Source organism: Cupriavidus sp. 291-E7 (genome assembly GCF_057798835.1).
Genome location: NZ_JBYOJV010000008.1, coordinates 84,788 through 109,160 on the forward strand (window position 1 = coordinate 84,788; position 24,373 = coordinate 109,160).

The 24,373-nt window shown below is 62.7% G+C and carries 22 protein-coding genes and 2 tRNA genes; 17 read left to right on the forward strand and 7 right to left on the reverse strand.

What is annotated here, in order from left to right; genetic code table 11:
• The first annotated feature begins 183 nt into the window (after positions 1-183).
• Together greA and AC3FLX_RS15735 are read left to right on the forward strand one after the other, a co-directional pair.
• A complete protein-coding gene (gene greA / locus AC3FLX_RS15730) occupies positions 184-660 on the forward strand; it encodes a transcription elongation factor GreA (protein WP_488698007.1) in 477 nt (158 codons plus the stop codon).
• A gap of 15 nt (positions 661-675) precedes the next feature.
• The gene (locus AC3FLX_RS15735) at positions 676-1,179 is read left to right on the forward strand and encodes a DUF4149 domain-containing protein (protein ID WP_488698008.1); all 504 of its coding nucleotides are present in this window, start codon (positions 676-678) and stop codon (positions 1,177-1,179) included.
• A gap of 74 nt (positions 1,180-1,253) precedes the next feature.
• Here the strand turns inward: AC3FLX_RS15735 and AC3FLX_RS15740 are convergent, their stop codons facing one another.
• Positions 1,254-1,757, reverse strand: a complete 504-nt coding sequence (locus tag AC3FLX_RS15740; RefSeq protein WP_488698010.1) for a YhbY family RNA-binding protein — start codon at positions 1,755-1,757, stop codon at positions 1,254-1,256.
• A gap of 124 nt (positions 1,758-1,881) precedes the next feature.
• On the opposite strand from AC3FLX_RS15740, the gene AC3FLX_RS15745 reads away from it, so the two are divergent.
• From AC3FLX_RS15745 to phoR, 11 genes are all read left to right on the forward strand, one after another.
• The gene (locus AC3FLX_RS15745; RefSeq protein ID WP_488698012.1) at positions 1,882-2,553 is read left to right on the forward strand and encodes an RlmE family RNA methyltransferase; all 672 of its coding nucleotides are present in this window, start codon (positions 1,882-1,884) and stop codon (positions 2,551-2,553) included.
• A gap of 198 nt (positions 2,554-2,751) precedes the next feature.
• Positions 2,752-4,653, forward strand: coding sequence for an ATP-dependent zinc metalloprotease FtsH (gene ftsH / locus AC3FLX_RS15750; RefSeq protein ID WP_488698014.1), 1,902 nt, complete (start codon positions 2,752-2,754; stop codon positions 4,651-4,653).
• Positions 4,654-4,782: 129 nt separating this feature from the next.
• Positions 4,783-5,652 carry a dihydropteroate synthase gene (gene folP / locus AC3FLX_RS15755; protein WP_488698016.1) on the forward strand — a complete coding sequence of 290 codons (870 nt, stop codon included), beginning with the start codon at positions 4,783-4,785 and terminating at the stop codon, positions 5,650-5,652.
• Between the two features lie 4 nt (positions 5,653-5,656).
• On the forward strand, positions 5,657-7,003 hold the full coding sequence (gene glmM / locus AC3FLX_RS15760) for a phosphoglucosamine mutase (RefSeq protein ID WP_488698018.1): 1,347 nt from the start codon (positions 5,657-5,659) through the stop codon (positions 7,001-7,003).
• 317 nt (positions 7,004-7,320) lie between these two features.
• A complete protein-coding gene (pstS, locus tag AC3FLX_RS15765) occupies positions 7,321-8,352 on the forward strand; it encodes a phosphate ABC transporter substrate-binding protein PstS (protein WP_488698020.1) in 1,032 nt (343 codons plus the stop codon).
• 126 nt (positions 8,353-8,478) lie between these two features.
• Positions 8,479-9,444 carry a phosphate ABC transporter permease PstC gene (gene pstC, locus AC3FLX_RS15770; protein WP_488698022.1) on the forward strand — a complete coding sequence of 322 codons (966 nt, stop codon included), beginning with the start codon at positions 8,479-8,481 and terminating at the stop codon, positions 9,442-9,444.
• Positions 9,441-10,343, forward strand: a complete 903-nt coding sequence (pstA, locus tag AC3FLX_RS15775) for a phosphate ABC transporter permease PstA (protein ID WP_488698023.1) — start codon at positions 9,441-9,443, stop codon at positions 10,341-10,343. The genes pstC and pstA overlap by 4 nt, the downstream gene beginning before the upstream one ends.
• A gap of 54 nt (positions 10,344-10,397) precedes the next feature.
• Positions 10,398-11,186 carry a phosphate ABC transporter ATP-binding protein PstB gene (pstB, locus tag AC3FLX_RS15780; protein WP_061959259.1) on the forward strand — a complete coding sequence of 263 codons (789 nt, stop codon included), beginning with the start codon at positions 10,398-10,400 and terminating at the stop codon, positions 11,184-11,186.
• Between the two features lie 56 nt (positions 11,187-11,242).
• Entirely contained in the window at positions 11,243-11,947 is a 705-nt protein-coding gene (phoU, locus tag AC3FLX_RS15785) for a phosphate signaling complex protein PhoU (RefSeq protein WP_488698026.1), read from the forward strand.
• A gap of 35 nt (positions 11,948-11,982) precedes the next feature.
• Positions 11,983-12,690 carry a phosphate regulon transcriptional regulator PhoB gene (phoB, locus tag AC3FLX_RS15790; RefSeq protein WP_066735924.1) on the forward strand — a complete coding sequence of 236 codons (708 nt, stop codon included), beginning with the start codon at positions 11,983-11,985 and terminating at the stop codon, positions 12,688-12,690.
• Between the two features lie 138 nt (positions 12,691-12,828).
• Positions 12,829-14,181 carry a phosphate regulon sensor histidine kinase PhoR gene (gene phoR, locus AC3FLX_RS15795; protein ID WP_488698028.1) on the forward strand — a complete coding sequence of 451 codons (1,353 nt, stop codon included), beginning with the start codon at positions 12,829-12,831 and terminating at the stop codon, positions 14,179-14,181.
• A 118-nt stretch (positions 14,182-14,299) separates the two neighbouring features.
• On the opposite strand, the gene ppk1 is transcribed toward phoR, so the two are convergent.
• On the reverse strand, positions 14,300-16,420 hold the full coding sequence (gene ppk1, locus AC3FLX_RS15800) for a polyphosphate kinase 1 (protein ID WP_488698029.1): 2,121 nt from the start codon (positions 16,418-16,420) through the stop codon (positions 14,300-14,302).
• Positions 16,421-16,530: 110 nt separating this feature from the next.
• Here ppk1 and ppx point away from each other — a divergent pair, with 110 nt between their 5' ends.
• Positions 16,531-18,063 (forward strand): exopolyphosphatase, encoded by a 1,533-nt coding sequence (ppx, locus tag AC3FLX_RS15805; RefSeq protein ID WP_488698030.1) that lies wholly within the window; start codon positions 16,531-16,533, stop codon positions 18,061-18,063.
• A 123-nt stretch (positions 18,064-18,186) separates the two neighbouring features.
• Here the strand turns inward: ppx and AC3FLX_RS15810 are convergent, their stop codons facing one another.
• The 4 genes from AC3FLX_RS15810 to AC3FLX_RS15825 all read right to left on the reverse strand — a co-directional run bounded on the left by AC3FLX_RS15810 (position 18,187) and on the right by AC3FLX_RS15825 (position 20,891).
• Entirely contained in the window at positions 18,187-19,038 is an 852-nt protein-coding gene (locus AC3FLX_RS15810) for a GNAT family N-acetyltransferase (protein ID WP_488698032.1), read from the reverse strand.
• Positions 19,039-19,268: 230 nt separating this feature from the next.
• On the reverse strand, positions 19,269-19,745 hold the full coding sequence (locus tag AC3FLX_RS15815; protein WP_488698034.1) for a SixA phosphatase family protein: 477 nt from the start codon (positions 19,743-19,745) through the stop codon (positions 19,269-19,271).
• A gap of 187 nt (positions 19,746-19,932) precedes the next feature.
• Positions 19,933-20,154: a translation initiation factor IF-1 gene (gene infA, locus AC3FLX_RS15820; protein ID WP_008641674.1), complete on the reverse strand. Its 222-nt coding sequence runs from the start codon at positions 20,152-20,154 to the stop codon at positions 19,933-19,935.
• A 660-nt stretch (positions 20,155-20,814) separates the two neighbouring features.
• A tRNA-Pro gene (locus tag AC3FLX_RS15825) sits at positions 20,815-20,891 on the reverse strand.
• Between the two features lie 439 nt (positions 20,892-21,330).
• Here AC3FLX_RS15825 and AC3FLX_RS15830 point away from each other — a divergent pair.
• The 3 genes from AC3FLX_RS15830 to AC3FLX_RS15840 all read left to right on the forward strand — a co-directional run bounded on the left by AC3FLX_RS15830 (position 21,331) and on the right by AC3FLX_RS15840 (position 23,599).
• Complete coding sequence (locus AC3FLX_RS15830) at positions 21,331-22,605, forward strand: GGDEF domain-containing protein (protein WP_488698365.1); 1,275 nt, start codon at positions 21,331-21,333, stop codon at positions 22,603-22,605.
• A gap of 137 nt (positions 22,606-22,742) precedes the next feature.
• A complete protein-coding gene (locus AC3FLX_RS15835) occupies positions 22,743-23,396 on the forward strand; it encodes a class I SAM-dependent methyltransferase (protein WP_488698036.1) in 654 nt (217 codons plus the stop codon).
• 126 nt (positions 23,397-23,522) lie between these two features.
• Positions 23,523-23,599, forward strand: a tRNA-Arg gene (locus AC3FLX_RS15840).
• A 76-nt stretch (positions 23,600-23,675) separates the two neighbouring features.
• On the opposite strand, the gene AC3FLX_RS15845 is transcribed toward AC3FLX_RS15840, so the two are convergent.
• Positions 23,676-24,284 (reverse strand): CGNR zinc finger domain-containing protein, encoded by a 609-nt coding sequence (locus AC3FLX_RS15845; protein ID WP_488698038.1) that lies wholly within the window; start codon positions 24,282-24,284, stop codon positions 23,676-23,678.
• Positions 24,285-24,373: the final 89 nt, after the last annotated feature.

Sequence of the window (24,373 nt, forward strand, 5' to 3'; positions counted from 1 at the left end):
GCCCGTCCGCCGGGTTGAAACCGGCGGCGGTTCTGGCCTACACTACGTCGAATTCGCTGATCGACCTGGCGTCACGCCGGTCGGTCCCATCTGAAAGCCGCGGTCGAGCGGAAGTGCCCCTGGCAGTTGTTGCCGAGGCATGGTTCCAGCTCCGCTGCGGCTCATTTTTTTGTTGAACAAGATATGAGCACCATTCCGATTACAAAGCGTGGCGCCGAACTGCTGAAGGAAGAACTGCAACGCCTCAAGGCCGTTGAGCGTCCTGCGGTGATCAATGCCATCTCCGAGGCGCGTGCCCAAGGCGATCTGTCGGAAAACGCCGAATACGACGCCGCAAAAGAGAAGCAGGCATTCATCGAAGGCCGTATCCAGGAAGTGGAAGCCAAGCTGTCGGCCGCACAGGTCATCGACCCGACCCAGCTCGATACGGACGGCCGCATCGTGTTCGGTGCCACCGTGGACCTGGAAGACCTGGAATCGGGCAAGGCCGTGAGCTATCAGATCGTCGGCGACGACGAGGCTGATCTGGACACCGGCAAGATCTCGGTGAGCTCGCCGATTGCACGTGCGCTGATTGGCAAGTTCGAAGGCGACGTTGCCACGGTGCTTGCGCCGGGTGGCGAGCGCGAATACGAAGTCATCACCGTCCGTTACATCTGACGCGGCGGGACAGACGTGTTTTCGTCTTCCTACTCGAATCTGCCGCCGCTGCCGCATCGCATCTTCCTGCTGCTGACCGTCATCTGGGCCGGCAGCCTGTGGACGGTGGGCTACATGGTGGCGCCGACGCTGTTTGCCGTGTTGCCGAGCCGTGAAACAGCCGGGATGATCGCCGGGCACCTGTTTCGTTATGAGGCCATCCTTGGCGTGACGGTGGGCGTGCTGCAACTGGTGCTGTGCAATGTGCTGATCCGCCGCGGTGCCGCGCGCTATCGCGCGCTGCGCTGGATCGTGCTGGCCATGCTGGTGTGCGTGCTGGCCGGGTATTTCGGCCTGCAGCCGTTCATGGAAGGGCTGAAGGTCAAGGCCCAGGCGATGAACCTCGGCGTGTCGGAATCGCCGTACAAGAGCCAGTTCGGCATGCTGCATGGCGTGTCGAGCGTGTTCTACCTGTTGCAGAGCCTGCTCGCGCTGGTACTCGTATGGCGTGCAAGCGCGCCACGCTCCGCCGGCGAATGAAAAAAGGCGGCCACGGCCGCCTTTTCTTCAGGGTCGGGGAACCGGCCGGCGCGGGGCCGATCTGATTCTGCCGATCAGCCCAGTGCCTTCTTCTTCTGGCTCGAAGGACGCGCGCGGGCGCGCTTGACGTTGCCGGCCTGCGTGACGCGTTCGTTGCCAAGCACCTTGACCGCGGTGCGCGGCGCGCGACGCTGGCCCGAACCGGTCGCCTTGCGGACCATGACGGTGCGCGGGGCGGTGCCGGAACCCAGGCGGCGACGGGCCGCACCCAGATCCTCGGGCTGGTTTTCCTTCAGGCGGGCAGGACCCGGACGCCAGATGACCAGCAGCTTGCCGATGTGTTGAATCGGCGCGGCACTGAGTTCGTCACAAATGGATTCGTAGATGGCGATGCGGGTGTCGCGTTCGTCGCCGAAAACCCGGATCTTGATCAGGTCATGTGCCGCCAGGCTGCGGTCGATTTCGGCCAGGACCGAGCGGGTCAGGCCTTCGGCGCCGATCATGACCACGGGATTGAGGCCGTGGGCGCGGGAGCGCAGTTCGGAGCGTTGTGCGGGGATCAGTTGTAGAGCGGGCATCAGGGCAGCAAATTTCGGATTGGTGCGTATTATCCGCTAAAAATACGCCAGAATGTCGCCGCAAGACGGTAAAGATCATCAAATGGGAGAAAAAAGCACTCCCGCAATCAGGCAAGTCTCAGGAATGGCCAAGGGCAAGAACAAGTTCAACCAGTCGTGGCTGCACGACCACATCAACGATCCCTACGTGAAGATGGCGCAGCGTGAGGGCTATCGCGCACGCGCGGCCTACAAGCTGAAGGAGATCGACGACCAGGACAAGCTGATCCAGCCGGGCCAGGTCATCGTCGACCTGGGCGCCGCGCCGGGCAGCTGGAGCCAGTACGCCCGCAACAAGCTGGCGGCGTCGCCCCGTGCAAAGGACGGCAAGCCGGACGGTGCGGTGGTGGCCATCGACATCCTGCCGATGGAGCCCGTGGCTGACGTGATCTTCATCCAGGGCGATTTCCGGGAGGAAGAAGTGTTCCGGGAACTGGAAAAGGTGGTGCTGGAGGCGTCCGGCGGCTCCAGAATCGACCTTGTTATCTCGGACATGGCCCCCAATTTGTCCGGTGTGGCTTCGGCCGATTCGGCGCGGATCGAGTATTTGTGCGATCTGGCGCTGGAATTTGCCCAGGCCCACCTGAAGCCGGAAGGGTCGTTGCTGGTCAAGTGTTTCCACGGTTCCGGCTACAGCCAGATCGTGGAGAAGTTCAAGCGTCAGTTCAAGGTTGTCGCCAAGCGCAAGCCCAAGGCGTCACGCGACAAGTCTTCAGAAACCTTCATTCTTGGGCGTTACCTGAAATCGGTGGACTGACATGGTGTATGACAGTGCTGGGCTGTCCCCCCGAAAGCAGGGGGCTTCGGGTTTGTGCCGGGAACCGACCGGCTTGCCCGGACTGTTCGGCTCGGGCACTATCAGGCTCATAGAATCAGATTTCCCTGTGGGAACGGACGCTGCATTACAATGCAATGCAGCTATCCGTTGGCAAGGCAATTGCAAAGGAGTTCGGCCTTGAATAACAACCTGTTTCAAAAGGCGGCAATCTGGCTCGTGATCGCGCTGGTTTTGTTCACCGTCTTCAAGCAGTTCGACAAACCGCGTGCCCAGGACGGTGTCACCTATTCGCAGTTCATGGATGACGCCAAGAACGGCAAGGTGTCGCGCGTCGACGTGCAGGGCCGCAATCTTGTGGTGTCGCCCAAGGAAGGGCCCAAGTACACCATCATCTCGCCGGGCGACATCTGGATGGTCGGCGACCTGATGAAGTACGGCGTCCAGGTGACCGGCAAGGCCGACGACGAGCCGAACGTGCTGGTCCAGGCGTTGTACTACCTGGGACCGACGCTTCTGATCATCGTCTTCTGGTTCTACATGATGCGGCAGATGCAGGGCGGGGGGAAAGGCGGAGCCTTCTCCTTCGGCAAATCCCGCGCACGGCTGATCGATGAGAACCAGAACGCCGTGACCTTTGCCGATGTGGCAGGGTGCGACGAGTCCAAGGAGGAAGTGGTCGAGCTGGTCGACTTCCTCAAGGATCCTCAGAAATTCCAGAAGCTTGGCGGCCGTATCCCGCGCGGCGTGCTGCTGGTTGGCCCTCCGGGTACCGGCAAGACGCTGCTGGCACGCGCCATCGCCGGCGAGGCGAAGGTGCCGTTCTTCAGCATCTCGGGTTCGGACTTCGTTGAAATGTTCGTCGGCGTGGGCGCTGCCCGCGTACGGGACATGTTCGAGAACGCCAAGAAGCAGGCACCCTGCATCGTGTTCATCGACGAAATCGACGCGGTCGGCCGCCATCGTGGCGCCGGCATGGGCGGCGGTAACGACGAGCGCGAGCAGACCCTGAACCAGATGCTGGTCGAGATGGACGGTTTCGAGGCCAACTCGGGTGTGATCGTGATCGCCGCGACCAATCGTGCCGACGTGCTGGACAAGGCGTTGCTGCGCCCGGGCCGTTTCGACCGTCAGGTCTACGTTGGCCTGCCGGACATCCGCGGCCGCGAGCAGATCCTGAAGGTCCATATGCGCAAGGTGCCGATCGGCAACGACGTGGACGCTTCGGTCATCGCACGTGGCACGCCGGGCTTCTCCGGTGCCGACCTGGCCAACCTGGTCAATGAAGCCGCACTGTTTGCCGCCCGCCGCAACAAGCGCGTGGTCGACATGCAGGACTTTGAGGACGCCAAGGACAAGATCTACATGGGTCCGGAGCGCAAGTCGACGGTCATGCGCGAGGAAGAGCGCAAGGCTACGGCTTACCACGAGTCCGGCCATGCGGTGGTTGCCAAGCTGCTGCCGAAGGCCGACCCGGTCCACAAGGTCACGATCATGCCGCGTGGCTGGGCACTGGGCGTGACCTGGCAGTTGCCGGAGCACGACAAGTACTCGAAGTACAAGGACAACATGCTTGAGGAAATCGCGATCCTGTTCGGCGGCCGTGCCGCGGAAGAGGTGTTCCTCAACGCCATGAGCACCGGTGCCTCGAACGACTTCGAACGTGCTACCAAGATTGCCCGTGACATGGTGACGCGCTTCGGTATGAGCGATTCGCTGGGTGCGATGGTCTATGTCGATACGGAGCAGGACGGCATGTTCGGCAAGCTGTCGTCGAAGACCGTATCGGAAGCCACGCAGCAAAAGGTCGACGCGGAGATCCGCAACATCATCGACGAGCAGTACGCGCTGGCCAAGCGCCTGCTCGAAGAGAACCGCGACAAGGTCGAAGCGATGACCAACGCGCTGATGGAGTGGGAAACGATCGACGCCGACCAGGTGAACGACATCATGGCCGGCAAGCCGCCGCGCCCGCCGCGTGGCCTGCAGGGTCCGAGCGGTGGTGGCAGCACGCCTTCGGGCGGATCGCCGGTGGCGCCGACCAACGCGCCTGCCACGGCGCGAGTCGACGACACGGTGTAAGCCAGTCGCTTCTTGGCGTGGGGTACGCCGCGTAACAGACCGTTTGGTACGGTTTCAAACGCGGCGGATTCTGATAGCCTCCAAAGCCGGTGCCCAGTGCGCCGGCTTTTTGTTTTCAGGACGCACAACGTGTCGACCGAGTCTTTTCAGTGCGGGCGTTATCGCTTTGCCCGTAACCGTCGCCCACTGGTAATGGGCATTCTCAACGTAACGCCGGACTCCTTTTCGGACGGTGGCCAGCACGCCAGCCGTGACGCCGCGCTGCGCCATGCGGAGCAGATGATTGCCGAAGGCGTCGACATCATCGATATCGGCGGCGAATCCAGCCGGCCTGGATCTGCCGCGCTACCGCTGGACCAGGAGCTGGACCGCGTAATGCCGATCGTCGAAGCACTGGCAGCCTGCGGCAAACCGTTGTCAATCGACACATATAAGCCTGAAGTGATGCGTGAGGCACTGGCGGGCGGAGCCGATTTGATCAACGATATCTGGGGTTTCCGGATGCCTGGCGCCGTGGAAGCCGTTGCGGCGGGGCAGGCAGGCCTGTGCGTCATGCATATGCAGCGCGATCCCCAGACGATGCAGGAAGACCCCCACTACGCGGATGTGGTGGCGGAGGTCGAGGGTTTTCTGCGCGAAAGGGTGTCAACCCTACGCGCGGCGGGCGTGGACGACGCGCGGATTTCGCTCGATCCGGGCTTTGGCTTTGGCAAGACGCCGGATCATAATCTGCGCCTGCTCGGGCAGATGCCGCGACTGGCGGTGGACGGGCTGCCGATTCTGGCGGGCTTGTCGCGCAAATCCACGCTCGGCGCCATCATCGGCGGCAAGCCACCGCAGGCACGGGTGGCCGCCAGCATCGCGGCGGCGGTTTGTGCAGCCGAGAAAGGTGCTTTTATCGTGCGCGTGCACGACGTAGAACAATCGGTGGACGCCCTCAAGGTCTGGTGGGCGATTCGCCATGAGTCAGTTGCCCCGCAAGGGCAGCAAGGAGAATGATCAGATGACACGCAAGTATTTCGGGACGGACGGTGTACGGGGCAGGGTAGGCGAGGTACCAATCACGCCCGACTTTGTGATGCGGCTCGGATATGCCGCGGGCAAGGTGCTGGCGCTGGGACAGAAGACGTCGCAGGGCAAGCCCACGGTGCTGATCGGCAAAGACACGCGGGTTTCCGGGTACATGCTTGAGGCGGCCCTGGTGGCCGGCTTCACGGCGGCAGGTGTCAACGTGCGGCAGACCGGTCCGCTGCCTACCCCCGCGATTGCCTACCTGACGCGGGCCCTGCGCCTGGCGGCGGGCGTGGTGATTTCAGCCAGCCACAATCCGTACTACGACAACGGCATCAAGTTCTTCTCGGCATCGGGCGACAAGCTGCCCGATGAAACCGAAGCGAAGATCGAAGCGCTGCTGGAAGAACCGATGCTGTGCGTGCGCTCCGAAGACCTCGGCCGCGCCAAGCGTATAGACGATGCCGCTGGCCGGTATATCGAGTTCTGCAAGAGCACCTTCCCGTACGAACAGGACTTGCACGGCCTGCGCATCGTGGTCGACTGCGCGCATGGCGCCGCGTACCACATCGCTCCGCATGTATTCCATGAACTCGGCGCGGAAGTGATTCCGATCGGCAACCAGCCCGACGGCCGCAACATCAACGCCGGCTACGGCGCCACCGAACCGGAAAAGCTCGTGGAGGCCGTGCGCACCCATCGTGCCGACCTGGGCCTGGCGTTCGATGGCGACGCAGACCGCCTGCAGGTGGTGGACGCGAATGGCCGTCTCTACAACGGCGACGAACTGCTGTACTTGATCGTCCGCGACCGCCAGGCGGCTGGCCAGCAAGTGGATGGCGCCGTTGGCACGCTGATGACGAACATGGCCGTGGAGCTGGCGCTGAAGCGTCAGGGCGTGGAGTTTGTTCGCGCCAAGGTGGGCGACCGCTATGTGCTGGAAGAGCTGAACAAGCGCGGCTGGCAACTGGGCGGCGAGGGCTCGGGCCACCTGCTTTGCCTGGACCGCCACACCACCGGTGACGGCATTGTCTCGGCCCTGCAGGTGCTGGCAGCGCTGCGCCGTAGCGGCAAGACGCTGGCGCAACTGCTGGACGGCGTGAACCTGTTCCCACAAACGCTGATCAATGTTCGCGTGGAAAAGGGCTTCGACTGGCAAAGCCATGCGGGTCTGAAGGCTGCGCGTGAGCAGGTGGAGCCGGAGCTGGAAGGCCGCGGCCGCGTGCTGATCCGTGCTTCTGGCACCGAACCCGTGGTGCGTGTGATGGTGGAAGCCGAGCAGGTGGAAACCGCCGAGCGCGCCGCGCAGACGCTGGCCAACGCGTTGCGAGCCGCCTGAGCGGAGTCACCAGGGGCCGCCGGGGCATCCCCGGCCAGGCCAACAAAAAAGCCACGACACGGCGTCGTGGCTTTTTTGTTGAAGAAATTAGCAATTAACCGCCGAGTAATCCGAAGGCATGTGATACGCAGGCCGCGTTCAGTGGAGTGGCGAGTAGGGCACGGCGATGCGACAGTTTCGTGACGGACGGGGAATATCGGCCATTTGGCTGACCGTTTGAAGAAGATTTCGGGATGTCATGGAACTGTCATACAAGCGGCATAAAGTTCGCCTTGTCAAAAATTTGTCATTCCCAACCAATGTTCTCTGGAGGACATATGAAGCTGGTCAAGACTGCCGTGGCAGGCATCGTGTCGATTGTGGTGGCGGGTACTGCGTTCGCGGCGGAAATTACCGGTGCAGGCGCTTCTTTCCCGGCGCCCGTGTATTCCAAATGGGCTGATGCCTATCAAAAAGCAACGGGTAACAAGGTCAACTATCAATCCATCGGTTCGTCGGGCGGCATCAAGCAGATCAATGCCAAGACGGTCGATTTCGGTGCTTCGGACGCGCCCCTGAAGGACGATGAGCTTGCCAAGGGCAACCTCGTCCAGTTCCCGACCGTGATCGGCGGCGTGGTGCCCGTGATCAACCTGCAAGGCGTGAAGCCGGGCGAGCTGATGATCACCGGCGACGTGCTGGCCAACATCTACCTGGGCAAGATCAAGAAGTGGGACGACCCCGCGATCAAGGCCCTGAACCCGAAGGCCAAGCTGCCGAGCCAGGACATCCTGCCGGTGCGCCGTGCTGATGGCTCGGGCACGACGTTCATCTTCACGAACTACCTGTCGAAGGTCAGCAACGACTGGAAGAGCTCGGTTGGCGAAGGCACGACCGTGAACTGGCCGGGTGGCGGCACGGGCGGCAAGGGCAACGAAGGCGTGGCCGCTTTCGTGCAGCGTCTGAACGGCGCTATCGGCTACGTCGAGTACGCCTACGCCAAGCAGAACAAGATGACGTACCTGACGATGAAGAACTCGGCAGGTGAAGTGGTGCAGCCGAGCGACGACGCCTTCAAGGCCGCAGCCGCCGGTGCCGACTGGAACAAGTCGTTCTACCAGATCCTGACGAACCAGCCGGGCAAGGGCGCATGGCCGATCGCTGGCGCGACTTTCATCCTGGTCCACAAGAACCAGGAAAAGCCTGCCCAGGGCCAGGAAGTGCTGAAGTTCTTCGACTGGGCATACAAGAGCGGTGCCGCAATGGCTTCGGACCTGGACTACGTGCCGCTGCCGGAAGCCGTCGTGAACCAGATCCGCGCGACGTGGAAGCAGAGCGTCAAGGACGGATCGGGCAAGGCCCTGTACTAAGCCGGTGTTGTACTGAAGTACGACCCGTCACGCGCATCCCGCCCCGCATCGTGGCAGGGCGCGCGTGACGGGGCCACGGTGGCCCGCACGCCGCCGTGGCATATGTTCCACCTACCGATTTCCATCATGGCGACTACGTCCGATCTTCCCGCAGTCCGGCCTCCCAGCCGCCTTGGCGACATCCTGTTCGGCGGCCTGACCCGCGGCGCCGCCATTGTCACCTTGCTGCTCCTCGGCGGCATCATCGTATCGCTCGCCATCAGCGCCTGGCCCTCGATCAAGCAATTCGGCCTGTCGTTCCTGTGGAGCGCCGAGTGGGATCCACCCGCCGACGTGTACGGCGCGCTCGTGCCGATCTACGGCACGCTGGTCACCTCGCTGATTGCCCTCATCATCGCCGTGCCGGTCAGCTTCGGCATCGCACTGTTTCTTACCGAGCTGTCGCCCGTGTGGCTGCGTCGTCCGCTCGGAACCGCCATCGAGCTGCTCGCCGCCGTGCCGTCCATCGTCTACGGCATGTGGGGTCTGCTCGTGTTCGCGCCGATCTTCGGTGAATATTTCCAAAAGCCTCTGGCAGCCACCGTGGGCCAGGTGCCCGTGATCGGCAAGCTGTTCCAGGGCGCGCCGCTGGGTATCGGCCTGCTGTGCGCGGGTGTGATCCTGGCCATCATGATCATTCCCTACATTGCCTCGGTGATGCGTGACGTGTTCGAAGTCACGCCCGTGCTGCTCAAGGAATCGGCCTATGGCATCGGCTGCACCACGTGGGAAGTCATGTGGAAGGTCGTGCTGCCGTACACCCGCGCCGGTGTGATCGGCGGCGTCATGCTGGGCCTGGGCCGCGCGCTCGGTGAAACGATGGCTGTCACGTTCGTGATCGGCAACACCAACCTGCTGGACAACGTGTCGCTGTTCTCGCCGGGTAACAGCATCACCTCGGCGCTGGCGAACGAATTCGCGGAAGCCGGAGCCGGCCTGCATACCGCCGCGCTGATGGAACTGGGCCTGATCCTGTTCTTCATCACGTTCGTGGTGCTGGCCCTGTCCAAGATCCTGCTGCTGCGCCTTGCAAAGAATGAGGGTGGCAAATGAACCAAGCCAGTCAAGCCGTGTCTACTTCGTCCATCCCCGCCGTCCGTCCCGATTCCGAAGCCGTCCGCACACGGCTCCAGAGTTCGCGCCGACGCACCAACGCCTTTGCCCTGACTGCCTCGCTGGCTGCGATGGGTTTCGGCCTGTTCTGGCTGGCGTGGATTCTCTGGACCACCATCTCGCTCGGCGTGGGTGGTCTGTCTATCGATCTGTTCACACAGATGACCCCGGCGCCGAACACCGCCGGTGGCGGTCTGGCCAATGCCATCTTCGGCAGCTTCGTGCTGGTGGGCGTGGCTACGCTGGTTGGCACGCCGCTGGGCATCCTGGCGGGCATCTACCTGTCCGAGTATGGCCAGAAGTCGCCGCTGGCCAGCTTGATCCGCTTTATCAATGACATCCTGCTGTCGGCCCCGTCGATCGTGATCGGCCTGTTCGTCTACGCGCTGGTGGTGACCCGCATGGGCCATTTTTCCGGCTGGGCGGGTGTCTGCGCGCTGGCGCTGCTGCAGATTCCGATCGTGGTCCGCACCACCGAGAACATGCTGAACCTGGTGCCGAATGCGCTGCGCGAGGCAGCGGTGGCCCTGGGCACGCCGAAGTGGAAGATGGTGATGTCGATCACGGTCAAGTCGTCGTACGCGGGTATCGTCACCGGCGTGTTGCTGGCCGTGGCCCGTATCGCCGGCGAAACCGCGCCGCTGCTGTTCACCGCGCTGTCCAACCAGTTCTGGAGCGCGGATCTGAACAAGCCGATGGCCAATCTGCCCGTGACGATTTTCCGGTTTGCCATGAGCCCGTTCACGGAGTGGCAGCAACTGGCCTGGGCGGGGGTGTTCCTGATTACCGTCGGTGTGCTTGCGCTGAACATTGTCGCGCGCATGCTGTTCAAGAAATAACCGGCGCCACGCGAAACGCCTGAGCCAACTACCGAATTCAAGCGAGACATCAGCATGACCTCTACCGTCATCGATATTCCCGATACCGTGCGCGCCAAGATTGACGTCCGGAACCTGAACTTCTATTACAACCAGTTCCACGCGCTCAAGAACATCAACATGTCGATCCCGGACCGCAAGGTCACGGCGTTCATCGGCCCGTCCGGCTGCGGCAAATCCACGCTGCTGCGCACGTTCAACAAGATGTTTGCGCTGTACCCGGAGCAACGTGCCGAGGGCGAGATCAATATGGACGGCGAAAACCTGCTGACCAGCAAGCAGGACATCTCGCTGTTGCGCGCCAAGGTGGGCATGGTGTTCCAGAAGCCGACGCCGTTCCCGATGTCGATCTATGACAATATTGCCTTTGGGGTGCGCCTGTTCGAGAAGCTGTCGCGCTCGGAAATGGACGACCGCGTGGAATGGGCGCTGTCCAAGGCGGCGCTGTGGAACGAGGCCAAGGACAAGCTGCACCAGTCGGGCTACGGCCTGTCGGGCGGCCAGCAACAGCGTCTGTGCATCGCGCGTGGCATCGCCATCCGCCCGGAAGTGCTGCTGCTGGACGAGCCGTGCTCGGCGCTGGACCCGATTTCCACGGGCCGCATCGAGGAACTGATCGCAGAACTCAAGGACGAATACACCGTCGTGATCGTGACGCACAATATGCAACAGGCCGCGCGTTGCTCGGACTACACGGCATACATGTACCTGGGCGAGCTGATCGAGTTCGGCGAGACGGAGAAGATCTTCATCAAGCCGCACCGCAAGGAAACCGAAGATTACATTACCGGCCGCTTCGGTTGAACGCGGCGGGCATTGCAGGACATATCCAGCATTCGGAAAGCGGCCAGGAGAACATCATGACTGACAAGCACCTGTCGACCCAGTTCGACGCCGACCTCAACGCGATCAACACCAAGCTGCTGCAGATGGGCGGCCTGGTCGAATCGCAGATCGAAATGGCCATGCGCGCGCTGGCCGACTTCGATGGCGACCTGGCCGACCAGGTCATGGTTCGAGAGCAGCAGCTCAATTCGCTCGAAGTTGAAATCGATGCCGATTGTGGCAACATCATCGCGCGTCGCCAACCCACCGCGCGCGACCTGCGCCTGGTGATGGCGATCTCGAAGACGATCACGAACCTTGAGCGTGCGGGCGACGAGGCTGAGAAGATCGCCAAGCGCACCAAGCACATCATGGAAGATGCTGCCGCGCACAACATCAATTACGCCGAAGTGAAGCTGTCCGGCGAGATGGCCATCAACCTGCTGCGCCAGGCACTGGACGCCTTTGCCCGCCTGGATACGGTGGCGGCCGCGCGCATCGTCAAGGACGACAAGGCCATCGACGAGGAATTCCGTGCCTTCGTGCGCAAGCTGATCACGTACATGATGGAAGACCCGCGCACGATTTCGGTGGCGTTGGACTTCCTGTTCATCGCCAAGGCGGTGGAACGTATCGGCGACCACGCGAAGAACATTGCCGAATTCATCATTTACATCGTGAAGGGCACGGACGTGCGCCATGCCTCGCGCGAAGACATGGAGCGCGAAGCATTAAGCTGATAACGCGCCAGGACTGATAAGCGGAGAAAAAATACATGCCGAGCAGTATTCTCGTTGTCGAAGACGAACCGGCAATCGCCGAGCTGATTGCCGTCAATCTCCAGCACGCGGGACACTATCCGATTCGCGCCTATAACGCCGAGCAGGCACTGTCGCTGATGAGCGACGTGTTGCCCGATCTCGTGCTGCTGGACTGGATGCTTCCGGGAAAGTCCGGGGCAACCTTCGCCAAGGAGCTGCGGACCAACGATCGCACCAAGCAGATCCCGATCATCATGCTCACCGCGCGTAGCGAAGAGCAGGACAAGGTCATGGGACTGGAAGCCGGTGCGGACGACTATGTGACCAAACCGTTCTCGCCCAAGGAACTGCTGGCCCGCATCAAGGCTGTGCTGCGCCGCCGCGCACCGCAGCTGACCGACGACGTGGTAGCCATCAACGGCCTGAGGCTGGACCCCGCCACGCATCGCGTGACCGGACAGGACGACAGCGGCCCGATCAAGCTCGATCTGGGTCCGACCGAGTTCCGTCTGCTGCATTTCCTGATGACCCATCCGGAGCGGGTGCATAGCCGGTCACAATTGCTGGATCAGGTGTGGGGCGACCACGTGTTCGTGGAAGAACGTACCGTCGACGTGCACATCAAGCGTCTGCGTGCCGCATTGACGCCTGGCGGGTACAGCAACATGATCGAGACTGTTCGCGGCAGCGGCTATCGTCTGGCGCGATCGCCGAGCCACTGATGTGGCCGGCCGGCGGCGGAGCAGCGGGGGCCGCGCCGGCCGATGTCGGATAATGCCGGCTGTATGCCACGCCGTGGCGCTTGTTGTGGCAGACTGTGCCGCAATGCGAACGCGGTCTGAACCTCTTCTACTCCTCGCATGAATGTCATCTGGGCCCGATCCGTGGCCATCCTCGTCGGCCTGGCGGTCATCGCCGCCGGTCTGTACGTCACCGCCGGCGCCGTTCCCGGCCTGCTATTCCTTTGCATCGCGCTGTTTGGCCTGCTCGGCTATTACCTGTTCCAGATCAACCGTCTGTGGCGGGTGCTCGACGCGCCGGCCTATGGCGAGATTCCGAGCGCACTTGGCCTCTGGGGCGAGGTGTATTACCGGCTGCACCGCCTGGTCAAGCGCTGGCGCACGCAGGTTCTGCAGGTGGAGCAGCAGCACACGCGTTTCATCCAGGCTATCCAGGCGTCGCCGTATGGCGTGCTGATGCTCGATGACGCCGACCAGATCGAATGGTGCAATGGCGTGGCCGAGCAGCACTTCGGCCTGAATGCTAGGCGCGACGTGCGCCAGCGCATCACGCACCTGATCCGCCGGCCCGAATTCGTGCACTACCTGACGCGCGAGCGCTATGACGAGCCGCTGATCATGCGCGATATGGGCGAGCACAAGCGCAATATCACGTCGGTGCAGATCCTGCCGTATGGCGAAAATCGCAAGCTCGTGCTGACGCAGGACATCACCAAGGTCGAAAACACCGAGGCGATGCGGCGCGACTTCGTGGCGAACGTTTCGCACGAACTGAAGACGCCGCTGACGGTGCTGACCGGCTTTCTGGAAACGGTGCGCGACCTGCCCGTATCGGAAGAAGACCGCAAGCGCTACGTCGATATGATGCTGGTGCAGTCGATGCGGATGCAGCATATCGTCGAAGACCTGCTGGCGCTGGCCAAGCTGGAATCGGACGCGCAGCCGCCCGCGCACGATCGCGTCAACGTGGCCGGCCTGGCCGCGCATCTGGTGCACGATGCCGAGGCGCTGTCGCAGGGCCGGCACGATATCGAAACCGAGATCGATACCGCGGTGGTGTTGCGTGGATCGGAAGGGGAGCTGCTGTCGGCGCTGGGCAATCTCGTGTCCAACGCGGTGCGCTATACGCCGGACGGTGGCCGCATTGCCATTCGAATGACCTTTACCGATGGCCATTCGGTGTTCTCGGTCAGCGATACCGGCCTGGGCATCGCGCCCGAGCATATCCCGCGCCTGACCGAACGCTTCTATCGCGTGGACCGCAGCCGCTCGCGCGATACCGGTGGCACCGGGCTGGGCCTGGCCATCGTCAAGCACGTGCTGTCGCGCCACCATGCCGACCTGCGCGTGACGAGCGAAGTTGGCCGCGGCAGCACCTTCCGCATCGTCTTTCCCGTGGACCGCAGCGGCTACGAACCGGACGCCGCGCAACCGCTGTCCCAGGCGGGCGACGCTCCGCGCTACGCTGCCTGATCATACCCGCGCGCCGCTCGCGGCGCCGATCTGCCTGCCTTAAAAAGAAAGGCCGCTACACCGAGGCGTAGCGGCCTTTTTCTTTGCGCGGCCGGTTAGGCGGCCGGTTTGACGGCCCTTACGTGCCGAACTTCAAAAGCAGTTCCTGCTGGCTCACGCGCTGCACCTTCGCACGCGAAGCCTTGCGTACGTATTCGCCATTGGGTTCCATGACCCACGCCGACACATTGTCGTGCAGATGTACCTGCAGGCCTTCCTTGATCACGCGCGCCTTGAGCGAGCGGTCCAGGATCGGGAATGCGACCTCCACGCGGCGGAACAGGTTCCGGTCCATCCAGTCGGCGCTCGACAGGTAGAGAACATCTTCGCCAGCCGCGTGGAAGTAGTAGACGCGGTGGTGTTCCAGAAAGCGCCCGACGATCGAGCGCACCGAAATGTTCTCCGACATACCCGGCACGCCCGCACGCAAGGCGCAGACGCCGCGCACAATCAGGTCGATCTTCACGCCGGCGCGCGACGCCTTGTAAAGTTCGTCGATGATCGTTGGCTCAAGCAGCGCGTTCATCTTGGCGATGATACGTGCGCGCTTGCCGGCGCGCGCGTTGCGGGCCTCGGCGCGGATGTGCTCGACCAGGTTGCTGTGCATCGTGAACGGCGACTGCCACAGGTGGTTCAGCCGAATCGTGCCAGCGGTGCCCGTCAGCAGCTGGAAGACGTGATGCGCGTCCTCGCAGACCTGCTCGTTTGCGGTGAGCAGACCAAAGTCCGTATAGAGGCGTGCGGTGCGCGGATGGTAGTTGCCGGTGCCTAGATGCACATAGCGCCGCAGGATCGAGTTCTTGGCCTTCGGGCTGGCCGGCTCGCGGCGCACGATCAGCAGCATCTTGGCGTGGCACTTGTGGCCCACCACGCCATAGACCACATGGGCCCCGGCGGATTCCAGCCGCTCGGCCCAGTTGATATTGGTTTCTTCGTCAAAGCGCGCCAGCAGCTCCACCACGACGGTCACTTCCTTGCCGTTGCGGGCAGCCGTCATCAGCGCTTCCATGACCGCGGACTCATTGCCGGTGCGATAAACCGTCTGCTTGATGGCGACCACGTTCGGATCGTTGGCGGCGGCCTGGAGCAGGTCCAGAACCGAGGCGAAGCTTTCGTACGGATGATGCAGCAGCACGTCGCGCTGGCGAATCACATCGAACATATTCGTGCCAGGCGGAAATGCCTTTACCGGCGCGGGTACGTGCGGCGGATATTTGAGGGAAGGGCGGTCCACCAGATCCGGAATCTGCATCAGGCGCACCAGGTTCACCGGGCCGCTCACGCGATACAGGTCCTGGTCCGTCAGGCCCGATTCCAGCAGCAGCCGGCGTGCCAGCGCGGGCGGCGTGTCCGACGACACTTCCAGGCGCACCATGTCGCCAAAGTGGCGTGTAGGCAGTTCGCCCTGCAGCGCTTCGCGCAGATCCGTAATGTCATCCTCGGATACGAACAGGTCGGAGTTGCGCGTGACGCGGAACTGATAACAGCCCTGGACCTCGATGGCCGGGAACAGCTCATGCACGAATGCCTGCATGAACGACGACAGCATCACGAAGCCATACGGATAGCCCGACAGCTTTTCGGGCATGCGCACCACGCGCGGCAGCGCACGAGGCGCCTGCACGATGGCCAGGTCCGCTTCGCGGCCAAACGCGTCCTTTCCGGACAGCTCGATCACGAAGTTCAGGCTCTTGTTGAGCACGCGCGGGAACGGGTGCGCAGGATCCAGCGCGATCGGCGTCAGCACCGGACCGAGTTCGCGTACGAAGAAATCGCGCGCCCAGGCGCGCTGGGCGTCCGTCCAGGTTCCCGTCAGGTGAAAAAACACGCCTTCTTTTTCCAGCGCGGGGAAAATGACGTTCTGCAGCATGTCATACTGCGAGGCCACGAGGCGCTGCGTGCGCTCGGTGACAAGCTGGTAGGTCTGCTGGAACGAGAGGCCGTCGGGTGTCAGACCCGACGCGTTGTCGCGCATCTGTTCCTTCAGACCGGCCATCCGGATCTCAAAGAACTCGTCCAGGTTGCTGGATACGATGCAGATGAATTTCAGCCGTTCCAGCAACGGAACATTGGGGTCGGCGGCTTGCGCGAGGACGCGCGTGTTGAATTCCAGAATGCCCAGCTCGCGGTTTAGCAGCGTGCCGGGCGGAGTCGTCGACATGTCTAGGACCTTGTTTTGGCGATGTGGCGACTTTTTCATAAAATCGTGTCAATTTGATGACACTTTGATTTTGTCATGATCCGGACATGACAGAGACATAATCTCACGGGCTTGGCCATTGTTGGCCTATCCCGCGCAATACTGACGCAATGACACAGAATCCCCGCTTGCTGGCCGCCGTCGATATGGGCTCCAACAGCTTCCGCCTGATGATCGGGCGGGTGGATGAAACGCCTACGGCCTCGGGCCCAGCCAGCCAGATCTTCCAGGTCGATGCCCTGCGCGAACCCGTCAGGCTGGCCGCTGGCTTGACGCCGGACAAGTATCTGGACCAGCCGGCGCGCCGCCGCGGCGTTGATGCGCTGCGCCGATTTGGCGACCGCCTGCGCGATTTCGCGCCCGAGCAGGTGCGTGCGGTAGCCACCAATACGTTGCGCGTGGCCAAGAATGCATCGGACTTCCTGATCGAGGCGGAAGCCGCGCTCGGGTTCCCGATCGAAGTGATCGCTGGCCGCGAAGAGGCCCGCCTGATCTACCTGGGCGCGTCGCATGACGCGCCGGCGTGCCAGGGCAACCGGCTGGTCGTCGATATCGGCGGCGGCTCCACCGAATTCATCATTGGCAGTGGCTATCAGTCAAAGCTGATGGAGAGTCTTTACATCGGCTGCGTATCGCATAGTCGCCAGTTCTTTCCGAGCGGCAACGTCGACGAATACGCGTTCAAGCAGGCCGAGCTGGCGGCACGCCGCGAGATCCAGGTGCTGGTGCGCCAGTACAAGGCGGCCGGCTGGCAGCAGGCGGTGGGTTCTTCGGGTACGGCACGCGCGCTGGCCGAGCTGATCGAGCTGAATGGCATGAACGACAGCACGTCCGAGCATGGCATCACGCGTGAAGGGCTCGAGCGACTGAAGCGCTCGCTGATCAAGGCCGAGAACACCAACCGGGTCAAGCTGACCGGCCTCAAGGCCGATCGCATTCCGGTGCTGCCGGGCGGGCTGTCCATCATGCTCGGCGTGTTCGCCGAACTCGATATCGACCGCATGGATGTCACCGACGGTGCGCTGCGCCTGGGTGTGCTGTACGACCTGCTTGGCCGCAGCCATCACGAGGACATGCGGACGGTGACCGTGGACCAGTTCATGCGCCGCTACGCCGTGGACCGTGCGCAGGCGACCCGTGTAGGCCAGGCCGCGCGCAACCTGCTGGCGCAGTTCCCCGAGCCACGCAACGAACGCCGGGAGGACAACCTCGCGCTGCTGGGCTGGGCCGCCAATCTGCACGAAATCGGCATGACGATCTCGCACAGCGGCTACCACAAGCATTCGGCCTATATCTCCACGCATGCGGATATGCCGGGCTTTTCCAAGACCGACCAGGCGCGCCTGGCCACCCTGCTGCTGGGTCATGCGGGCAAGCTGGGCAAGTTGTCCGGCAGCGGCAAGTTCGTGGACTGGCGCATGCTGTTCAGTCTGCGGCTGGCCTTTGTCCTGTGCCGGCGGCGCGGCGATATGAAGCTGCCCGACATCCAGGTCAGGCAACGTTCGGACGAACTCGACGAAGGGTTCGAGGTCCGGTTGCCGAAGTCCTGGATCGATGCCAATCCGCTGGTGGAATACAGCCTGGCCCAGGAGGCCGACGAGTGGGAGCGGGTAGGCAAGCGCTACAAGGTGGTGTACGTCTGAAGCAGACAGCGGCGCGCTGCTGCCGAATGAAAAACGGCGACTCGATCGAGTCGCCGTTTTTTGTTTGCGATGCCGGTTCGAGTTGCCGTTTCGTCCGGTGGTGGTGGGCTGCCGATCAGCGGGTCAGGCCGATTGAAGACCCAGGAAATGCCGGGCATAGCGCGGGTTCATGTCGCGCACGCGCAGCAATGTCAGGAAGTCGGCAACGTTGAAGTCGGGGTCCCAGGCAGGCAGACCGCAGATTTTTGCGCCAAGGCGCAGATAGCCCTTGATCAGCGCGGGCGGTTCCACGTCGAGCGTCTGGTTCAGGTCGTCGACAGGCAGCGGCACGCGCGGGAAGGCGTGATATTCGATCGGTGCCAGCGACTTTTCCGCGAACTGACGATAGAGGCTGGCGGCGTAGTGGCCACCGTCGCTCATCGGCACGCTTGCGCAGCCGAGCATCGATTCGAGGTTGTAGCGCTGCAGGTATTCGCCCAGGCCGCCCCACAGGGCCATGATCACGCTGCCCGAGCGATAGTCGCGGTGCACGCACGAGCGGCCCAGTTCCAGCATCTTCGGGCGCAGGTGCGCCAGGCGGACGAGATCGAATTCGGATTCGGCGTAGAGGCAGCCGATACGCTTGGCCTGGTGCGGCGGCAGTACGCGGTAGGTGCCAACCACCTTGAGCGTTTCCTGGTCGCGCACGATCAGGTGGTCGCAGTAGGCGTCGAACATATCGACGTCGGTCTCATTGACCGAGGATTGCAGGCGCGCGCCCATTTCCTCGGCGAACACCTTGTAGCGCAGGCGCTGGGCCTCGGCTACTTCGTCTTGGTGACGTGCCCACGCCACGCTGAAAGCAGGCGCCGGAGCTTGAACCTGGGTTTGGTGTTGTGCTGGCTGACGAGGAAGACGCCTCCGCGCCGACTGGCCAGAAAAGCCAGTGGGCAAGGAGTCGAAAAGCGGCTGGGTAGGCGTCGGAAGATCTCGCATCAGTATGTCCTTTCGGTGACGAAACGGCTTCGAAACAATGTAGAGAGGCCGGGTGACAGCGACGTGAACTGATGATGACGGTTCTGTGACTGACACATCATTGTCGCTACGTAGGCCTTAAACATAGAGCAGGCCTCCGCTCGCGCACATCGCAGTTTCTCTAGAAGTTCGAACTGATGGCAAAGTTGCGACGGCTGCGCGCTTTTGGCGTCACAACCGTCGTGAAACGTTTAAAGGAAGTCGGGTTGGATCACCGCGCGGAGTACAACCTGGGCTTCGTGCTCGCGGGTGCGGCCGGCCAGCCACCAGATGCCGCTTTTCTTGACGCTCCAGGGGATTTCCTGGCCGGCGAGCAGCAGGCTGGCGAGTTGGCCGATCCAGGGCTGGTGGCCCACTACCACGGTGTGGTCGTGGCCCTGAGGCCAGTCGATGGCAGCCAGCACGGCGCCTACATCGGCGCCGGGGGCCAGGTCTTCCAGGATTTCGGCCTTGCCGGAGAGAGCGGCGGCGGTTTCCCGCGTGCGGAGGGCGGGGCTGCAAACCACGCGGTAATCGGCCGGCAGATGGCCGCGCAGCCAGTCAGCGGATGCTTCGGCCTGCTTGCGGCCTCGGCGGGTGAGCGGACGCTGCAGGTCCGCGCTGCGCGAGATGCTCAGCGCATCCGGCAAATCCTCGGCCTCGGCGTGGCGCCACAGAATCAGATTCATGGTTGGCAGGGGGCTTCGTCGAGCCTTGAGTATGGTGAGCCACGGCAGGCGTCGCAAGAAAATCGCGATACCGCCGCCAAAAAACAAAACGGGCCATCCAGTGGGCAAGGCCCACGGATAGCCCGTTAGTGTCGGCAGCGGCGATGTCAACCGCGTGACAGCGGTGCATCGGCCGCGTGCGGCGAACTCAGGACTTGTGGCGGAAGTTGATGCGGCCCTTGGTCAGGTCGTAGGGCGACATTTCCAGGGTCACGCGATCGCCGGCCAAGATGCGGATGCGGTGCTTCTGCATCTTGCCCGAAGCGTATGCCCAGATTTCCACGCCGTTTTCCAGCGTCACGCGATAACGGTTGTCGGGCAGGGCTTCCGACACCACGCCGCCAAATTCAATGAGTTCTTCCTTAGCCAATCTGTTTTCCTTTGTGGCAACCCTTGCAGGTTGCGTTAAGTTAGTGAGTATTCTGTGGGGCGCCCGGTAGGTCGTGCGCATCCACGCTCCACCGCCATTGGCGGCAGCCGCGCGAGACTTTTCCGGGAAGCAATCCGACGGGCCGGGCGAATGGAAGCCAGGCGGGTCAGAGAATCGAGAAGGGGCGCGGAGACCCTGACGATTGCCTTGCCACTTCGATTGCGCGAGCAAATGGCGCAGCCGTGTACATCACGGGGACAGCGGGCAAGGTGTTTCCGGGGCCGGCAACGCTTCCGGCTTTCCACGTATCGGGTGATATGGGGGCGGGGCGGCGTTTTGTCCAGTGCGCCAGGCGGCGCTATCCCGGTTACAGGGCATGCACAGACACCCCGAACTGACGCGCGATTGTAGCACGATCCACGACCTTCGCAGGCGCAGCATCAGTGACTTGATCAATGGGGAAACGTTATGCGCACGCGCCCGAGGCGGTTGTGCGGCGCCGCATTCCCTTCAGCCGCCGGAAGGCCGCATGCGCACAATCCGTCATAACGGGCGGCGCGAGGCATCGCCACGTGGGTGGCAGGTTGGGCTGTGTCAAAACAAAAAGGGTTCACGCCATTCAGCGTGAACCCTTCGACTACCTAGAACTGCCTGCAAATATGGTCGGAGCGATAGGATTCGAACCTACGACCCTCTGATCCCAAATCAGATGCGCTACCAGGCTGCGCTACGCTCCGAAGCCGGCGATTCTATATCGAGCTGGGGTGCCAGGTCAAATGTGTCTTTTGAAAGATTCGACTACGCGAAAGTGACGCGGCGTGTGCGGGGCCAGTACCCTGCTTCAGGCGGGATCTTATTTGGCTTGACTTGAGGCGTCGCGCTGACATAATCCGCACACCGCAACGGTCCGACCGGCGCTTCGCGCCTTTTCTTGCTGTGCCCACCCGGACCAGGTCCCGACTATCACAACTATGGCACGCCACCCCCGCTTTGCGACGCGGGCGGCCTGGACAGTGCCTGAGAGCCAAGCCTTGCCCTCGATGCCTGCGCATCGAAGGCTCCAAGGCCTGCCGGACCTGCGGAAACAATACAAGGACGGCTGTTCGCAGGCCGCAAACAGAAGGGCCGCCAGGTGCGTGCGGAGCACCGGCAAGGCCTTTGTGAACGGGAATGAAGATGTTTCAGTCGCAGGTGGTAGTGCTGATCGCAGCCTTGTTCGCGCTGCAGATGGCGATCGTCTGTGCCGTGTTGCGGCGCTCGGCCGGTATGGAGCGCAGCGGGCTCACCTCGTGGGCACTCGGCGATCTGGTCGTGACTCTGGCCGCGGTATTGCTGGCCATCCATATCTATCGTCCCGAATGGCCCCTGGCGGCCACGCCGGAACTGGCGTTGACGATGGGTCTGTCGCTGATGGTCCACGGTACTCGCCACTTCGTCGGCAAGCCCGGACGGGCCGCGGTGCTTTTCCTGCTGAATCTGCCTGGTCTGGTGGTACTGGCGTTGCACGCCGGCATCGGACTGGCGGGCATGGTGCCCGGCGAACTATCGCCCATCGTTGCCGTAGTGGCCTCGCCTTCGACCGTGGCCGGACTCATGCTGGGCGCATCGGCAATCCAGATGATGCTGCTGCTGGAAATGATCCGGGTGACCCTGCCGCGCCTGCCCATGAAGCGGGGGATGGGGCGGCTGGCGGTGCTGTCGCTGACACTGGTGGCGCTGGCCTGCACTGTGATCGCGGGCGCGCAGGCCTGGGCGCCGCTGTCCACGCTGGTGGATGGACATCCGCTGGTCACCCCGGACGAGCGCGACAGCATTACGGTCTGCTTTGTCTTTGGCGTGGTCGGACTGTCGGTCAGCTTTGCGCTGATGGCCCATGACCGGCTGCGGCGCATCATCGAACGCCGGGCGCGGCATGACGACCTGACCGACGTGCTGTCCCGAGGTGCGTTCTGGGAAGAACTCGAAGGCGCCTGCAAGCTGGCGGAACGCCAACGCGCACCGTTCACCGTGGCGTTCATCGACCTCGATCACTTCAAGGCCATCAACGATCTTTACGGGCATCTGGCCGGCGACAGCGTGCTGCGTCATTTCGCTGGCCTGTTGCGCAAGGCGGCGCCCGAACGGGCGGTGCTCGGACGGCTGGGCGGCGAGGAATTCGCGATTGCGATGCCCGACACCACGCTGGAAACGGGCCGTGCCATCAGCGTGCGTCTGAGCGCGCTGGTGAGATCCGCACCGTGCCCGTCGGAACCCGACGCCATCGCGTACACGGTCAGTATCGGCATGGCCGAGCGTCAGCCGGGAGAAAACGCCGACGCGATGATGCGCCGCGCCGACCGCGCGCTTTACGATGCCAAACAGATGGGGCGCAATTGCGTGTCGTCGCATGACACCGCCGAGGGTGCCGGCATGCCGCGCCGCCCGCGGGTGCGCGAACGCGAGTCTTCCTGAGGCATGGCAATCCGGCGCGCGCGTATGTTCGCGCCGTCGTTTGTTCACGCGTCAGTTTCGTCGGACTCTGATTTCGGGCGTGTATCGCCGATGCTATAGATGTGCGGATTACTGCAACGCGCTTTGCGCCAACATCTATGGATATCATCCGGCCGGAACATGCTGCCCAACAGGCTAGGCAGATTCACCTGAACATCCCAGGCGCGACGTCGATCTCGATCCTTCGTCGCGTGCATGACTCGCGCTATGCAACACGGTATCTCGTCGGTAATGGTCTCGATGTAGGCGGAGGCATCGACTCCATTGCGTTGTTCGGCGACATGTTTCCCGCCATGAAGAATTGTTTCGTCTTCGACATGCAGCATGGCGACGCGCAGTACCTGGAGCGGATCGAGGACGAATCCTTCGATTTCGTCTATTCGTCCCACTGTCTGGAGCATATGGTGGACCCGGCAGTGGCCATCAAGCACTGGATACGGGTGGTGAAGCCGGGCGGCCATCTCGTGATCCAGGTGCCGGACGAAGACCTCTACGAGCAGGGGCACTGGCCCTCGCGGTTCAATCATGACCACAAGCACACGTTCACGATGTTCAAGACGCAGTCGTGGTCGCCGGTGTCGATCAATGTCATCGACTTTGTCCGGGCCGTGTGCGACGAGGTAACGCCGATCTCGATCTTCCGCGTCGACATCGGCGTGCGGCAGAGCCTGCTGAACGGCCGGCTCGATCAGACCCGAACGCCGTCCGCCGAGTGTGCCATCGAGTTCATTTTGAAAAAGCATCCCAGGTAGCACGTGCCGACCGCGCTTGACGGAATTTGACCGTCCGCAAGCGCGTTCCCCTTGCGCAACCAGTGGGGTAGAATGCACGCCTTGCCGAAACGGCAAGGCTTTCCAAGCCCTGACGGGCACGGCCATCCGCCCTTAGCTCAGTTGGATAGAGCACTCGCCTTCTAAGCGAGCGGTCAGAGGTTCGAATCCTCTAGGGCGGGCCACAGTATCCAGACGGTCCCGGCAGCGCCGGCCACCGTTGCCTTGATTTCCCCAGCTCGATTTCCAGCCGTTCGGCGCTCAGGCGTCTTCGTCCGTGGCCGCCTCGCGTCGGCGGAAGGCGGCCACTTTATGGCGGTTGCCGCAAAGCGCCATGCTGCACCAGCGTCGCCGGTGCGATCGGGTGCGGTCATAGAACCAGAGCGTGCAGGCATCGCTCTCGCATTTGCGTACCAGTTCGAAGTCCCCATTGACCAGCAGGTCCGCTGCCGATTCCGCCAGCGGCACCAGGTATTCCGCTGCACTATTGGCCGCGTGCACACGTAGCAGGTTCAGCGACCCATCCGCTTCAGTCCGAACTACGAGATGACTGCCGCCGGCCTGCAATGCCAGGTTCAAGCCAGATATGTCGATCTTCTTGCCTGATTTCCTGCGCAGGACCAGGCCACGAACCAGTTCACGGAGATCCCGTGCTGCCTGCAGCAGGCCTTTGGGCGCTTTGGCTGGCGCGCCGACAGGCAGCAGGCCGACTTTGGAAAGCCAGTCCGCCACGTCGGCGTCGGATTGCCAATAGTCCGTAGCAACGCCATCCGCCAGCTCTACGGTATTCATCACGTCCAACGCGACGTGGTCGGCCAGCAGGCGGGGTGGGGTGTGGATATCCTCGGATTGACGATCAACGGACGGCATGGGCACTTCTCCTGTTGCTGAGAGAGTAACCCTTCAATCCTTGATTTTCAAGTTACTGAGAATTCGCGCCAATGCCGTGGTCATTGGCG